We start from the raw sequence: 13,881 nt of genomic DNA on the forward strand, positions 1-13,881 counted from the left end.
AGACCTGCGGAACTTCTGCCGGTGCTTCTGCATGGTCCTGCCGGGGCACTCACGATTTGCTGGCTGACATGGTTGCCCCACTTCGCCCCGGCCTCGACGGTCTGGTTGGTACCGCCGTGCGCCAGGCAGGTGGCCTGCTCGTGGGCCGTGAGCGGGAGATCGCCCTGTTGACGGACGCGTTGAGCAGTGGCGCTCGATCGTGCGTTGTGCATGGTGCAACTGGTATGGGCAAAAGTGCATTGTTGACCGTTGCGTCGTCAATCGCGTTGCGCAGCGGGTTGCGGCCGGTTCGCGGGTTGCGGGCGTTGAGCGGGGTCGACAGCCACACGGTGCTGGTAGTCGACGACGTCGAGCGCCTGAGTGAGGAAGAGGCTGACCGGCTGGCGCGTTTCCGCGGCGCGGTGCTGCTCGCGGGTGACTGCGATCCGGACGATTTGTCGGTTTTCGACGCCGTGCGGGTGCCGTTGCGGCCGATCGGCGCCGAGGCCGTGGCGGAAATGATCCGGCGGCGGTTCGACGTCGAGGTCTCGCCGGAACTGGCCGCGCTGTGCCTGGAGTACAGCGGCGGTGCGCCGGGGGTGCTGAGCGATGTGTTAGAGGTTGTAACGGACGTTTCAGTCTCTGCGTTGCGCGTCATGTTCCCTGTTTTGCGAGTGCCGCGGCTGTTGCGAGCCGTACGCCGTAGCCGGCAGGTGCTGGACGCCGACGCGGTGGCGGTCGCGCGAGCGCTTGCGGTGCTGGGGAGCACGTCGCTGGACGTGCTGTGCGAGGTCGCCGGAATGGGCTCGTTCCGCACGCTGGCCGCGTTCGAACGGCTTGTCGACGAGCGCCTGGCCGTCGACGAACCGATGCGCGTCCAGACGCCTGCGCTGAGCCACGCGATCCGGCACGAGATGGTGCCCGAGGAGCGCGAACACCTGCACCTCGCGGCCGCTCAGGTCCTGCGGCGGCGGTGTGATTCACCGGTCGTCGTCGCCGAGCACGTGGTGGCGTGCGCGGAACCCGTCGGGGCGGGGTGGACGGCGCCGGTGCTGCACGCCGCGGCGCGCCTGCATCGGGCGGCGGGACGGCCGGAGCAGGCGGCGAGGTGTCTGCGCGCTGCTCTGCGCGAACCGCTGACCGGCGAGGTCGCCGTGGAGGTGGCCGTGGCGATGGCGGATCTCCACCTGCGTTGCGGGATCGCGCCCCTGGCCGGCGAACTCGCCCGGCAGCGGGCCGCCGCCGGGGACTGGTTCGACGCGGTGGTGCTCGACTGGCAGTGCGACGAGGACCTGCCCGGCGGGGATCCGGTCGTTCCGGAGGATCCCGAACAGGCGCTGCGCGATCTTCCGGAGAGCGGGCCGCTCGTGGTCCCGTCGCTCGCTTTCGCCGGACTCGGGTTGCTGCGGCAGGGTTCCGAGCAGGTGGTGCTGGAACTCGCGCCGCAGCTTCGGGCTCGGCTCGTCGGCGCGGAACGGGACTGGCTGACGGCGCTGGAGATGTGGGCGCACCGGGCCAACGGCGATCACCCCGAAGTCTCCCGGCTGATGCGGGAACTCGCTCAGGCGTCACCGTTGCGCGGCTGTGTGGCGTTGGGTGCGGCGGCGTTCGTGGCGTCCTGTGTGGACGCTGGATGTCCGGGTGAGGCGCGGGAGATGTTGGTGCGGCTCGGTTACACGGGAGCGTTGTCACCGGCCTGGGCGTGCGTCTTGCTGCTGCGCGAGCGCGCCCGCATGCACCTCGCTCTCGGAGCCGCGCGGGCCGCCCTGGCCGACGCTGAACGGGCGGGGGCCACCGAGCTGGCGGACCGGGCACGGGCGGCGTTGGCGGAACCACGGCACCGGCCGGCGCGCGGGCCGGCGTGGGACAAGCTGACGCCGCACGAGTCCCGAATCGTCTTGCTGGTGCTGGAAGGGGAGACGAACCGGGCGATCGCCGCGCGGTTCGGCGTGACGCAACGGGCGGTCGAGCTGCACCTCACCCGCGTCTACCGCAAGGTCGGGATCAGCAGGCGCGTGCAGCTCTCCGCCGTCTTTCCCGCCTAGAGAAGGCCGGAGCGCAGCGCCCACGCCACCGCGTGCACCCGGTTGCGCAGCCCGAACCGTTCGAGCAGCTGGTGCAGCGCGTACTTCACGGTCCGCTCCGAGCAGAACAGCCGCGCGGCGACCTCCGCGATCGTCGCGCCGTCCGCCAGCAGCTTGAGCAGGTGCAGGTCGCGGTCGTTCAGCACCGGGGAGCGGTCCTGCACGGGCTGGCCGCCGACGAGCAGTTTGACGAGGCGTTCGGCGTTGACGTCGGCTCGCCGCAACGGAAGCGCCAGCCCGGCCTGGGCCGCGATCGACGGTGTGAGGTCGTGCACGCGGGCCGCGATCACCACGATCCTGGCGGAACCGCAGGCCCTCAGTCGTGCGGCCTGCTGCGCGCACAGCTCGTTCACCAGGGCCAGCAGCACATGCGCGTCCGAACGGTCCTGCACCACGCGCACCCGCGGTGTGGTCTTCAACAGGTGCGTCACGCCGGCCGCGCTGATCAGGTCACGGGACTCCACCGCCACGCGCACCGGTTCGATTCCGGAGTCCACGGTTGCCAGGGCACTACTCATGACACGATCGTGCGAGGTTTCAGCGGCCGTCCACTTCGGAAAACCGAACCGATCCGACGAGAACCTGCTGATCTTTCGCGAACGTGCGGAACTCGCCGGTCGGCCAGCGTTCGATCCGGAGCTCGTCGCCGGGCGTCACGGGCGCGGTGAACCGGGCGTGCAGCTCGGTGAAGTCCAGGCCGCCCACGGTGATTCCGAGCGTGCACAGGCCGTGCAGGACGGGTTTCGCGAACCCCGCCCGCCGCGCGAACTCGGGGTCGTGGTGCATCGGGTTCACGTCGCCGGTCTCGCGGTAGCGCATCGCCTGGTCTTCCGTCGTCTGGAAGAAGCTGATCTCGTGGCGCTTCTCGGGGACGGTGAACTCGCGCGTCTCACCACGTTCGCCGCCGAAACCGCCTTCGCCCTTGATGAAGCAGGACGACCGCGTTGTCGCGTACTCGGACTCCCACGTGCTGACGACGAGAGCGCCCGAACCCTTGTCGTAGATGTTCGTGACGGTCTTGGTGACGACCGTCGAGCCTTGCCTCGGCAACTTGCCGTGCAGCCACAACGACTGTTCGGCGTGCAGGACCTGGGTCATGTCGGCGCCGGTCAGCCCGAGCTGCGGGCCGCCGTGCTGCAGCAACGGAATGGCGAACGCGGGGGAGTGGCCGCCGGTCGCCGCCGCGTACACCTCGGCGTCGCCGGCCGACCAGGTGCGGACCTGTCGTTCGACGACGCCGAGGATGTCTCGTTGAAGCATTCCCCCAAGATAGGGCTAGCCGAGCGTGCCTCGGATGTTGGCGTGGCCCTTGAGCAGGTTGCGGGCGATCGTGCGGCGCTGGATCTCGTCGGTGCCCTCGTAGATGCGCAGCAGCCGCAGTTCGCGGTACCAGCGCTCGATCGGCAGTTCGCGGGTGTAGCCCATGCCGCCGTGGATCTGCAGGACGCGGTCGACGATCTCGTTGGCCTTGATGCCGCCGTAGAGCTTCGCGATCGACTGCGCCTGCCGCGAGTCCTGCTTCTGGTCGACGAGCCACGCGGCGTGCAGCACGAGCCAGCGCAGCGCCTCGATCTCGACCGCGGAGTCGGCGATCATCCACTGGATGGCCTGGTACTCGGCGATGGGCTGGCCGAACGTGACGCGGTTCTTGGCCTGGTCGATCGCCATCTCGACCAGGCGCTCGACGCTGCCGAGTGCGCGGGCGGGGAGCAGGTAGCGGCCCTGGCCGATCCACTGCATGGCGAGGTGGAAGCCCTTGCCCTCCTCTCCGAGGATGTTCTCGTGCGGCACGCGGACGTTGTCGAACACCAGCGCCGCGGGACCCCACTGGCCCATGGTCGGGATGGGTTCGGACTTCCAGCCCATGTCGCGGTCGACGAGGAAGCACGTGACGCCGCCGTCGGCGCCCTTCTCCTTGTCCGTCACCGCGAACACCATCACGAAGTCGGCCTCGTTGCCCTGCGTGATGAAGGTCTTCTCGCCGTTGATGACCCACTCGTCGCCGTCCCTCACAGCGGACGTGCGGATGGCCTTGGCGTCACTGCCTGCGCCGGGTTCGGTGATCGCGAAGCACGAGACGCGTTCGCCGGAGATCGTCGGCAGCAGGTAGCGCTGCTTCTGCTCCTCGTTGCCGTGGAACAGGATGTTGTCCGCGTAGCCACCGAAGCGGAACGGGACGAAGCTCCGGCCCAGTTCGGCTTCGAGGAGTGCGGTCATCACCGCGCCGAGACCCATGCCGCCGTACTCCTGCGGCGTGAGGACACCGAAGAACCCGGCCTGCTTGGCCTTGTCCTGCAGCGCCTTGAGCTCCTCCTTCGGCAGACCCGGCTGGCCCGCGCGTTCGCGGCGCAGCACCTCGGGCTCCAGCGGGATGATCTCCTTGCGCACGAAGGTCCGCACCCAGTCGCGGATCTCCTTCTGCTCCTCGTCGAGCGTGAAGTCCATGGCTTTCCTTTCAGACGAACGCGTTGATGCCGGTCAGCGCCCGGCCGATGAGCAGTTTCTGGATCTGGCTGGTGCCCTCGTAGAGGGTGGTGACCCGGGTGTCCCGCAGGTACTTGCCCACCGGGTACTCGTCGATGTAGCCGTAGCCGCCGAAGACCTGGATGGCGTTGTTGGCGACCCTGACCGCGGCTTCGCTGGCGTAGAGCTTCGCCATGCTCGCCTCGGTGCCGAACGGTTCGCCCCGGTCGGCCAGGTCGGCGACGCGCCACGTCAGGAGCCTGGCGGCGTCGGTCTCCACGGCCATGTCCGCGAGCAGTTCCTGGACGAGCTGGAAGCCCGCGATGGGCTTGCCGAACTGCTCGCGCTCCTTGGCGTACTTGAGCGCGGCTTCGAGGGCACCTCGCGCGGCGCCGACGCAGCCCGCCGCGACGGACATGCGGCCCTTGTCGAGCGAGCCCATCGCGAGTTTGAAGCCCTCGTCGCTGAGCAGGGCGTCGTCGGGCACCTCGACGTCGTCGAGGGTGATCTCGGCGGTGGCCTGGCCGCGCATGCCGAGCTTGCCCTTGATCTCGGTGGCGTCGAAGCCTTCGGTGTCCGTGGGCACGAGGAACGCCGAGATGCCCTTCGGGCCAGGGCCTCCGGTGCGGGCGAGCACGAGCGCGACGTCGGCCCACGTGCCGTTGGTGATGAAGACCTTGCGGCCGTTGATCCGGTAGCCGTTCTCGGTCTTCGTGGCTTTGGTCGTCAGACTGCCCGCGTCGCTGCCGGTGCCGGGTTCGGTGAGGGCGAAGCAGCCGAGTTGCGTGCCCGCGGTGAGGCCCGGCAACCAGCGTTGTTTCTGCTCCTCGGTGCCGTGCTTGGCGATCGACTTCGCGACCAGCCCGAGCGAGACGGAGATGATCCCCCTGACCGCGCTGTCGCCGCGCGCGATCTCTTCGAGCACCAGGCAGTAGGCGAGGTTGTCGCCGCCACTGCCGCCGTAGCGCTCGTCGATGCCGAGCCCGAGGAACCCGACCTCGCCGAGCGCCGGGACCAGGTCCCTGTCGATCGCCTCGTCGCGGTCCCAGCGCGTGGCGTGCGGGACGATGCGTTCGTCGGCGAAGCGCCGGGCCAGCTCCCTGAGCTGCCGGTGTTCGTCCGAAAGCGTTAGATCCACAGGCCCTCCCGACTAACCGAACAGTGTTAGGTTAACTCACATGCCCCGGCCGAGCACCCCTCTGCTGAGCCCCGATCGCATCAGGTCGGTGGCTCTGGCCATCATCGACCGCGACGGCCTCGACGGCCTGTCCATGCGCAAGCTCGCCGCCGAGCTGGGAGTGCAGGCCGCGTCGCTGTACGGGCACGTCCGCACGAAGGACCAGCTGCTGAACGACATCGCGTCGTCGATCCTGTCGACGGTCGACGTGTCGGGTTTCGAGGTCGACTGGCGCGAAGGCCTGATCCGATGCGCGCGCTCATACCGTGCGGCTTTGTCGTCGCACCCGAACATCGTGCCTTTTCTCGCGTACGGCCCGGCCGGTCGTGAGGAGTCGCTCCAACGCCTCGACCTGCTGCACGGCGCGTTGGTCGACGCCGGCTGGTCACGCCGTGAGGCCACGATGATCGCCGCGGGCCTGATGTACATCGTGTTCGGCTCCGCGCTGAGCTCGTTCTCCAGCGGCTTCTCCGCAGACCCCGCCGACTACACCGACCGTTATCCCCACCTCGACCGCGCCCACCTGCTACCGGGTGTGGCACGGGAACTCGATCGCGACAGCTTCGAGCTGGCGCTCGCGGCGTTCGTGCGCGGCCTTTAGTGTGCTGGCGTGGCTTCCAAGGCGATCGAGCTCGAGGTCGGTGACCAGCTGGTGCGGGTGTCCAACCCGGACAAGCCGTACTTCCCCGCGCGGGGCATCACCAAGCGGCAGGTGGTCGAGTACTACCGCACCGTCGCACCCGTGCTGCTGTCGGTGCTGCGCGACCGCCCGGTGGTCCTGAAGCGCTACGTGGACGGCGTCGAAGGCGAGGCGTTCTACCAGAAGCGCGTTCCCAAAGGCGCTCCCGACTACGTCGAGACCGTGCAGGTGAAGTTCCCGTCCGGCCGCCCGGCCGACGAGATCTGCCCGACCTCGGAAGCCGTGATCGTCTGGGCCGCGAACCTCGGCACGTTCGACTTCCACCCGTGGCCGGTGCGGCGTTCCGACGTCGACCACCCGGACGAGCTGCGCATCGACCTGGACCCGCAACCGGGCACCGACTTCTCCGACGCCGCCCGCGTCGCGCTGGTGCTGCGCGAGGTGCTCGCCGACGCCGGCCTGACCGGCTACCCGAAGACCTCCGGCGGCCGAGGCATCCACGTCGCCGTGCGGATCCGGCCGGAGTGGGACTTCGTCGACGTCCGGCACGCCGTGATCGCCCTGGCGCGCGAGGTGGAGAAGCGGGCACCAAAGCTGGCGACTTCGGCCTGGTGGAAGGAAGAACGCGGCGAGCGCGTCTTCATCGACTTCAACCAGGCCGCCCGCGACCGCACGATCGCCTCGGCCTGGTCGGTGCGGGGCACTCCTCGCGCGACCGTGTCCACACCTGTGCTGTGGGACGAGTTGTCCACTGTGGACCCTGATGATTTCGACGTGCTGACCGTGCCGAAGTACCTGGAGGAGCGGGGAGATCTCCACGCCTCGCTGGACTCCGAGGCGTTCGGGATCGAGACGCTGCTGGAGTGGTACGCGGCGGATCCGCGCGGGGAGATGCCCTATCCGCCGGACTACCCGAAGATGCCGGGAGAACCGCTGCGCGTGCAGCCGTCGCGGGCTCGCAGGCAGGAGTAACAGCCGGCCGTTTGGAGCCGATCATGCTTGCGTGACAGCGATCGCGACCGTCGTCGCCGACCTGGCCGAGATTGCCGTGCGCTGGGTGGGCGGTTCCGCCGTGCCGATGTCCGGACTCGTGCGGCGGCGCGTCGAGGGGTATCTGCGCGGGCCCGACTGCGCCTCGCTGCTGGAACTGCTGTGCCAGCTCGACCACACCGAGGAGGGCGAGTTCCACCGGGTGGCGGATCGGGGAGAGCTCGCCGAGGCTTTCCGCCGGGAGCTCCAGCGGGCGGTGCGCCGGGAGGATCCGGAGTCCGCGGAGTTCGCATCGTCCGTGTGGGCCATGATCGAGCGGGTCGTGCCGCTGCGCACCGCCGGCGCCAGTGGTCGGATCCAGATCAAGGTCGCCGGTCCCGACCGGCCGATCGCGGAACGCCTCGGCCTCGCCGTCGACACCGCCAGGCGGGCGGCGGCGCGGGCCACGGGCGAGGTGATCCGTGCCGCGACGGCCCGCGCGCACGACCGGCTGGTCATGCCGCATTCGAAGCCCGACTTCCGCATTTCCGTCGACCGGATCTACGTGCCGCGCAAGCTCCGGTGCGGTCACGACCTGATCGGCGAGGACGAGGTCACCGACCGGCGGTTCGTGGTGGTGGGCAATCCCGGCGCCGGCAAGAGCACGTTCATCCGGCGGCTGTTGCACCGCGCCGCGCTGGTGCCATTGCTGGTGCAGCTCAAGCAACACCAGAAGCTGGCGGGCGACTTCGTCACGATCATCACCCAGGAGCTGCGGACGCTGACGCAGCGGGTGGAGGATCCCCGGCATGTCGCGGACCTGCTGGACGCAGGCGAGGCGGTGGTGGTGTTCGACGGGCTGGACGAGGTCGGCGACATCCAGGCCCGGCGGGCGGCGGTGGTGGCGATCGAGGCGTTCGCGGCGCGGTTTCCGTTGGCGCGCATCGTGGTGACGTGCCGTCAGGAGAGCTATCCGGTCGCGAAGTTCGACGACACGGTCTTTCCTGTGCACTGGCTGCCCGACTTCGATCCTGATCAGGTCGCGCGGTACGTGCACACCTGGTTCGGTCTGATGGGTGCGGCGGCACGGGCGGAGGTGTTCCTGCGCGACAGCGAGCACCTGACCGACCTCAGGTCGAACCCGCTGATGCTTTCCTTGCTGTGCATGCTCTATCAGAGCGAGGGCTACATCCCGGAGAACACCGCGGACGTCTACCGCGAGTGTTCCGAGCTGATGTTGGTGCGGTGGGACGCCCTGAGCCAGGTGCCGTCGGTGATCCGGTCGGTGAAGCTTGCGAAGTTCCTGGTGCAGGAGTTGGCGCAGCACTTCTTCTTCGGCCTCGCCGGGCAGGGTGACGAAGGCGAGCAGGCACTGGAACGCCTGGTCGTCGCTCACCTGAGCGAGCGCGAGGAAGAGGGCGCGCAGTCGTATCACCAGCAGGCGCGCGAGTTCTTGGACTACTGCGCCGAGCGGGCCTGGGTGCTGACCCAGGTCGACACGTCGCCGGAGGGCGAGCGGCGGTTCGGCTTCACGCATCGGACGTTCATGGAGTACTACACGGCCTGCTACGTGCTGCGCACTCGGGAGACCGCGGAGGAGATCGTCGAGTGCCTGCTGCCGATGATCATCTCCGGCAGGAGCCTGGTGGTTCCTCAGATCGCTTTGCAGCTGTACGACGTGCACCGCGCGGACGGAGGTGACACGTGTGTCCGATTGCTTCTCGAGAACGCGAAGGACGAAGTCCCGGTCATCACCTTCTGCGTGACCTTCCTGGAGCACAACAGGCTTCGGCGGGCCACGACCGAAGCCCTGCTGGAGCAGGCGTTCGAACTCCTGGGGCGGACCGGGGACCCGGTTCTGTTCGACGCGCTCAAAGCGGTGCGGCGGGTGAAGCGGACGCGCACCGCCAGTGTCGCGCGTGCGGTGCTGGCCAAAAGCACACCCGGCTGCGATCTCAGGCTGGGCGCCGGGATGGTGGTCCGCGTGCCTTCTGTCGCGTACGAGGTGGCGCTGGGCGAGGTGCGGCACGGGATCGAGCACCCGATGGTGTTCGCGCGGTCGCACGGCGACGCGGCCTTGCTGTACGCCCGGCTGCCCGGCGCGGACGGGTACGTGTCAGGTCCCGCGATCAAGGCGATCCGTGATGGCCGGCTGGACAGCCTGGTGTTCAAGCACCTGCTGGTCTTTTGGGAGGCGGTGCTGCCGATCCCCGCTTCGGCCCTGCGGGTGGTCGTCGAGGAGTTGCGCCAGTTGAACATGGGCGGTTTCTCCGCGTCGAAGACGTCCGCGTTCTTCTTGATGATCGAAGCGGCATCGTCCGATCCCAGCCCGGAGGTCGGTCGACGGCTGATCGAGCGCTGTCAGCCGTCCGACGAGACGCGATCGTTTCGTGAGCTGCTGGAGCGGTGGGGCCGTGGGGAAGTGGCGCTGGTCGATCCCGATCGCTGAGTGCGCCAACCGGCTGTATCGGGAACGGATCTAGTCGGCGACCTCGTAGAATGGACGAAACGCGAGAGGAGGTCGTGATGTCCCAGCCTTATGTCGTGCGGTACGTCGGCGGTCCCCTCGACGGCAGGGTCGACTCGCTGCCGTCCACGCCGGAGGACCCGAAGCAGACCGTGACGTACGTGCACCTGCACGGCGGTCCCAAGATCGTGCACGTCTACGACCTCGAGTACGCGGTCGAGTACGGATGTGAGTACCGGCTGCGCGCCGGTGAAGGCGACGAAGCCTGAGCAAGCCTCACGTGGACATGTAGAGGCATCTGGGTTTACCGTCTTGTCATGAGAGCGCTCTCACACACTGTGGTGCGAGAGGAGATTCCATGCACGTGCGGATTCGAGGAGCGATCGGCGTCGCGGCGGTGGCGATGGCGGTCGTGGCAACGGGCTTCGTGGTGGGGCAACCGGTCTCCCACGCGGGGCACGGCTACCTGTACAGCGCCGAGCAGGCGCGGGCGATGGTGGAGCAGCAGGCGGTGGCCGGGTCCGAGTTCCGGGTGACCTGCGCGTCGAGTCATCGTCGTCAAGATGACCCGATCGTGTTCCAGAACCAGTCCGGTGTCTCACACATGCACGAGTTCTTCGGCAACCGGACGACGGACGCGTTCTCCACGCTGACGTCGTTGCGTGCGGGGACGACGAACTGCAACCCGATCTCGGACAAGTCGGCGTACTGGGTGCCGACGTTGTACAAGAACGGTCAGCCGGTCGCGCCCGAGAGCGTGACCATCTACTACCAGGGCATTCACGACCACACACGGGCGGTCGCACCTCCGCAGGGGCTGCGGTACGTGGTGGGCAACGCGAAGGCCGCCTCGCCCACCGAGAACCCGGCGGCGCGGTGGTCGTGCACCACGCAGTCACCGTCGAGCCGCGACTTCCTGAACTGTCCGCCCGGCACGAAGGTGGAGACCTACCTCGACTTCCCGACGTGCTGGAACGGCCGCGACCTCGACTCGGCGAACCACCGCGACCACATGGCGTTCGCGGCAGGGCTGGCCTGCCCGGCCTCGCACCAGGTGGTGGTGCCGCGGCTGGAGTTCCTGATCACCTATCCGGTGAACGGTGCCGGGTTGTCGTTGGGAGGCACGCTCAACGGCGCGAACGTCACGAGCGCGCCCGGCTACACGTTCCACGGTGACTTCATGAACGCGTGGGATCCCGTTGAACTGCAACGGCGTGTTTCCAACTGCATCAACGCCGGTTACATCTGCGGAGTCGGCGGAAACCCTTAACGATCTTGCTGCCGACCCGGTGCTCAGAAATGTCAGGGGTGTAGGGCATGCTTTGGGCACAGGTGTTCGAATGGTTGGGGAGGCAGCGCGATGGCGAAGAAGAGCGGGCTGTCGGCGGAGGACGTCGACAGCCTGCGCTCGCAGTTGGACGAAGGCACCGTGCCGATGGTGTGGTTCACGGCGGCCGCCGTGGGCATGGAGGAGGGCAGGTCGGCGAAGCTGCTGGCCGTCACCGATCCCCCGGAGGGCGACTTCATCCAGGTCCGGCCCACGGGTTCGAAGGACGAGATGTCGTTCTCCCCGGCCGAGCTGACGCTGGAGAAGCCCCCGCCGCGCAAGAAGCCGGCGACCCCGCCTCCTGCGCCACCGGAGCCGCCGCGCCACACTGAGATCATTCACCCCTACGTCCCGGAGGCGCCGGTGAAGCCCGCGGCCCCCAAGCCGAAACCCGCAGCCGCTCCCGCCGAGCAGGCGCCCGCGAAGCCTGCCGCGCGCAAGCCGTCCGCGAAGAACGCCGTCCCCGAGGTCACCGTCACGCTGGTGTCGGTGGGCGAGGGCGAGTGGACCGTCGAGGTGCTGCAGGGCACCCGCAAGACGGTCCGGCCCACGCCGGTGCCGCCCGCCTCCGTGGCCCAGGCCGCGAAGCTGCTCACGCCCGAGGTCGCCGAGATCGTCGAGGGCGTGCTGAACGCGGCGCGTGCTCAGCAGCTCGCCCGCGTGGAGCAACTGCGCGCCGAACTGGAAGCAGCCCAGAAGGCTCTGGACGACCTGGGCGCATAGCGCCATCACGGGCTGCGACTCCCCGGTGGTTGTCCCCACGCGTTCGGGTGAGAGGGGTTCCCAGGGCTTGTACCGGGGCGGACCGTGGGATGCGCGGAGGTCCCGCGCAGGTCCGGCTTGGAGTACGGGGAGGCCCTGATGGGTACGTGTGGGTGCTGTTCCGGGTGCACGGGTCCCGGCTGCGGCTGCTGTTCGAGCTGCTGACACAGGATTCGGGCGGGGGAGCCTTCATCGCGTCGTGGTCACGCGAAAGGCTCCCCGCGCCACGTCCGGGGTAACCCGCGGCACGGTTCCGCCGATGTGGACCGCATGGCTCAGAAGATCGTTCACTGGAACACCCACGACTTCAGAGGGACGCCCGAGGCTCCGGGTGTCATCGACCTCGATCCCGCGTCACTCGCGAGAACTCACCCGGCCATCGCGCAGGCGATCGGACGAGGCAGAGTGACTTCGCACGCCATCCAGTACTGGGGCCCTGGAGTTCTCATCACGCTGGTCGTGGACGAGGACTGAAACCCCATCAGGGCGGGCAGACGGTCCCGTTCGACGGCACCTTCGCGTCGATCAGGTAGTCCCGGACGGCCGTGGTCGCGCACCCCGACAGGGTCAGGGCGCCATGTCCGCTGCCCTGCCACCCGATCAACGACGACCCGGGCAGCCGCTGCGCCGTGTGCTCGGTACCCGGCGCGGGCGTGGAGAGGTCGTTGGCCGTGCTCAAAACGACGATCGGGGGCGCGCTCTTCAGGGCGTCGACCTTCTCGGCCTTGGGCGGCGGGAACGGGTTGCAGTGCAGCAGCTGTCGGGCGAACAGGGCGCCGAACATCGCGTGCTTCGACTGCCAGTCGGCCGTGAGGGCCTTCACGCGGTCCGGCGGGATGCGGGTGGCGGTGTCGTTGCAGCCGATGATCAGGCCTGCGTCGAAGCGCGGCGGGTTCTCGTCCAGGTCGTTGACCAGCGGGTCGAGCAGGGCGAACAGGCCCGTGCTGTCGCCGGCGCGGGCCTTCACCAGTGCGTCGGCCAGAGCAGGCCACCGCCCGCGATCGGCCAGGCCCGCGGCGATCGCGTTCAGGGCCGAGCCCGGGGTCAGATCGACGTAGTCGCCGCGCACGCGTCCGGAACGCAGTTGGGTCAGAAGCGCCTGCACGTCCTCGCGCGGGTTCGCGAGAGCGCAGCCGCGGGTCTTGCAGTCGCGGGCGAACGCGTCGAACGTCGCCTCGGCCGCGACTGCACGGGACTCGAGGACGCCCACCTGGTCGAGCGTCGGGTCCGGGGCGCCGTCGAGGACGGTGCGGCCGATGCGGTTCGGATAGCGCTGCGCGTAGGTCGTGATGACGCGCGAGCCCTCGCCGAGGCCGATGGCGTTGAGGCGGTCGGTGCCCAGGAAGTCGCGGAGACGTTCGAGGTCGGCGGCGGCGCGCCACGAGTCGAACGCGGTCAGCCTGCCTTCCAGGTCGAGGACGCACTCCTGCGAGGCCTCGCCCGCGGCGACCACGAGGTTCGACTGCTCGGTCTCGGCCGGGTCGTACTCGACGAGCTGGGCGCGCGTGGCCTGCGGTACGCACGACATGCCGTCCGAACGGCCCGTGCCTCGCCGGTCCACGCCGATGATCGTGTAGGTGCTGAGGATGTCCTTGGGCAACGCCGCCGCGAGCCGCGCGGCCTTCAGCGTGCCGGGCTCGCCGCCGGGATCGTTGACGACGACCAGCGCGCTCTTGCCCGTGCCGACGCGCGTCAGCGCGATGCCGAGCTGGCCGCGGCCAGGGCGTCCCGGCGGGTCGAGCACCACGGGCATGCGCGCGCATTCGTAGGCCTGCTCGCCTTGGGGAGCGTCCGCGCCGAAGCGATCTTTCATCTGCTCGTTGCACGGCGACCACTGCAGCGAGTCCTTCTTGTACTCGCTGAGCGGGGGCACTGGCTGCGGCCCGGCGAGCGCGCTCTGGTCGACGGGCTGGTTCTCCTCGCCCTTGACCGCGATCACCGGCCGGCTGGAGGGACCCGCGCTGCACGCCGTCAGCACGCTCACTGCCAGTAGGGCCAAGGCAGCGCCACGCA

Annotated in this window: 13 protein-coding genes; 8 read left to right on the plus strand and 5 right to left on the minus strand. The window is 69.0% G+C overall.

From position 1 onward, the window contains the following. Positions 1–242: 242 nt before the first annotated feature. Positions 243–2,024 (plus strand): LuxR C-terminal-related transcriptional regulator, encoded by a 1,782-nt coding sequence (locus ACIRG5_RS44925; protein WP_402916983.1) that lies wholly within the window; start codon positions 243–245, stop codon positions 2,022–2,024. Here the strand turns inward: ACIRG5_RS44925 and ACIRG5_RS44930 are convergent. Genes ACIRG5_RS44930 through ACIRG5_RS44945 form a run of 4 tightly spaced genes read right to left on the minus strand, consistent with a single transcriptional unit; the run spans position 2,021 to position 5,664 of the window. Then, the gene (locus ACIRG5_RS44930; RefSeq protein WP_402916985.1) at positions 2,021–2,581 is read right to left on the minus strand and encodes a LuxR C-terminal-related transcriptional regulator; all 561 of its coding nucleotides are present in this window, start codon (positions 2,579–2,581) and stop codon (positions 2,021–2,023) included. The two genes, ACIRG5_RS44925 and ACIRG5_RS44930, sit on opposite strands and share 4 nt — an antisense overlap. 19 nt (positions 2,582–2,600) lie before the next feature. Further along, complete coding sequence (locus ACIRG5_RS44935; protein ID WP_402916986.1) at positions 2,601–3,323, minus strand: MaoC/PaaZ C-terminal domain-containing protein; 723 nt, start codon at positions 3,321–3,323, stop codon at positions 2,601–2,603. Positions 3,324–3,338: 15 nt separating this feature from the next. Further along, the gene (locus ACIRG5_RS44940) at positions 3,339–4,508 is read right to left on the minus strand and encodes an acyl-CoA dehydrogenase family protein (RefSeq protein WP_319981584.1); all 1,170 of its coding nucleotides are present in this window, start codon (positions 4,506–4,508) and stop codon (positions 3,339–3,341) included. A 10-nt stretch (positions 4,509–4,518) separates the two neighbouring features. After that, entirely contained in the window at positions 4,519–5,664 is a 1,146-nt protein-coding gene (locus ACIRG5_RS44945; protein WP_402916988.1) for an acyl-CoA dehydrogenase family protein, read from the minus strand. Between the two features lie 88 nt (positions 5,665–5,752). On the opposite strand from ACIRG5_RS44945, the gene ACIRG5_RS44950 reads away from it, so the two are divergent. The 7 genes from ACIRG5_RS44950 to ACIRG5_RS44980 all read left to right on the plus strand — a co-directional run bounded on the left by ACIRG5_RS44950 (position 5,753) and on the right by ACIRG5_RS44980 (position 12,342). Beyond that, complete coding sequence (locus ACIRG5_RS44950) at positions 5,753–6,304, plus strand: TetR family transcriptional regulator (RefSeq protein ID WP_401023147.1); 552 nt, start codon at positions 5,753–5,755, stop codon at positions 6,302–6,304. A gap of 9 nt (positions 6,305–6,313) precedes the next feature. Continuing rightward, positions 6,314–7,315, plus strand: coding sequence for a non-homologous end-joining DNA ligase (gene ligD / locus ACIRG5_RS44955; protein ID WP_402916990.1), 1,002 nt, complete (start codon positions 6,314–6,316; stop codon positions 7,313–7,315). A gap of 31 nt (positions 7,316–7,346) precedes the next feature. Further along, positions 7,347–9,761, plus strand: coding sequence for an NACHT domain-containing protein (locus tag ACIRG5_RS44960; RefSeq protein WP_402916991.1), 2,415 nt, complete (start codon positions 7,347–7,349; stop codon positions 9,759–9,761). A 77-nt stretch (positions 9,762–9,838) separates the two neighbouring features. Then, the gene (locus ACIRG5_RS44965) at positions 9,839–10,048 is read left to right on the plus strand and encodes a hypothetical protein (protein WP_093605216.1); all 210 of its coding nucleotides are present in this window, start codon (positions 9,839–9,841) and stop codon (positions 10,046–10,048) included. An 89-nt stretch (positions 10,049–10,137) separates the two neighbouring features. Beyond that, the gene (locus tag ACIRG5_RS44970) at positions 10,138–11,049 is read left to right on the plus strand and encodes a DUF1996 domain-containing protein (protein WP_402916994.1); all 912 of its coding nucleotides are present in this window, start codon (positions 10,138–10,140) and stop codon (positions 11,047–11,049) included. A gap of 90 nt (positions 11,050–11,139) precedes the next feature. Further along, complete coding sequence (locus ACIRG5_RS44975) at positions 11,140–11,829, plus strand: DUF6319 family protein (RefSeq protein ID WP_402916996.1); 690 nt, start codon at positions 11,140–11,142, stop codon at positions 11,827–11,829. A 309-nt stretch (positions 11,830–12,138) separates the two neighbouring features. Continuing rightward, positions 12,139–12,342, plus strand: a complete 204-nt coding sequence (locus ACIRG5_RS44980; RefSeq protein WP_402916998.1) for a hypothetical protein — start codon at positions 12,139–12,141, stop codon at positions 12,340–12,342. Positions 12,343–12,349: 7 nt separating this feature from the next. Here the strand turns inward: ACIRG5_RS44980 and ACIRG5_RS44985 are convergent, their stop codons facing one another. After that, a complete protein-coding gene (locus ACIRG5_RS44985) occupies positions 12,350–13,852 on the minus strand; it encodes an alpha/beta fold hydrolase (RefSeq protein ID WP_402917000.1) in 1,503 nt (500 codons plus the stop codon). Positions 13,853–13,881 lie beyond the last annotated feature (29 nt).

Source organism: Lentzea sp. NPDC102401 (assembly GCF_044765805.1).
In the GTDB taxonomy this organism is placed as follows: domain Bacteria; phylum Actinomycetota; class Actinomycetes; order Mycobacteriales; family Pseudonocardiaceae; genus Lentzea; species Lentzea sokolovensis.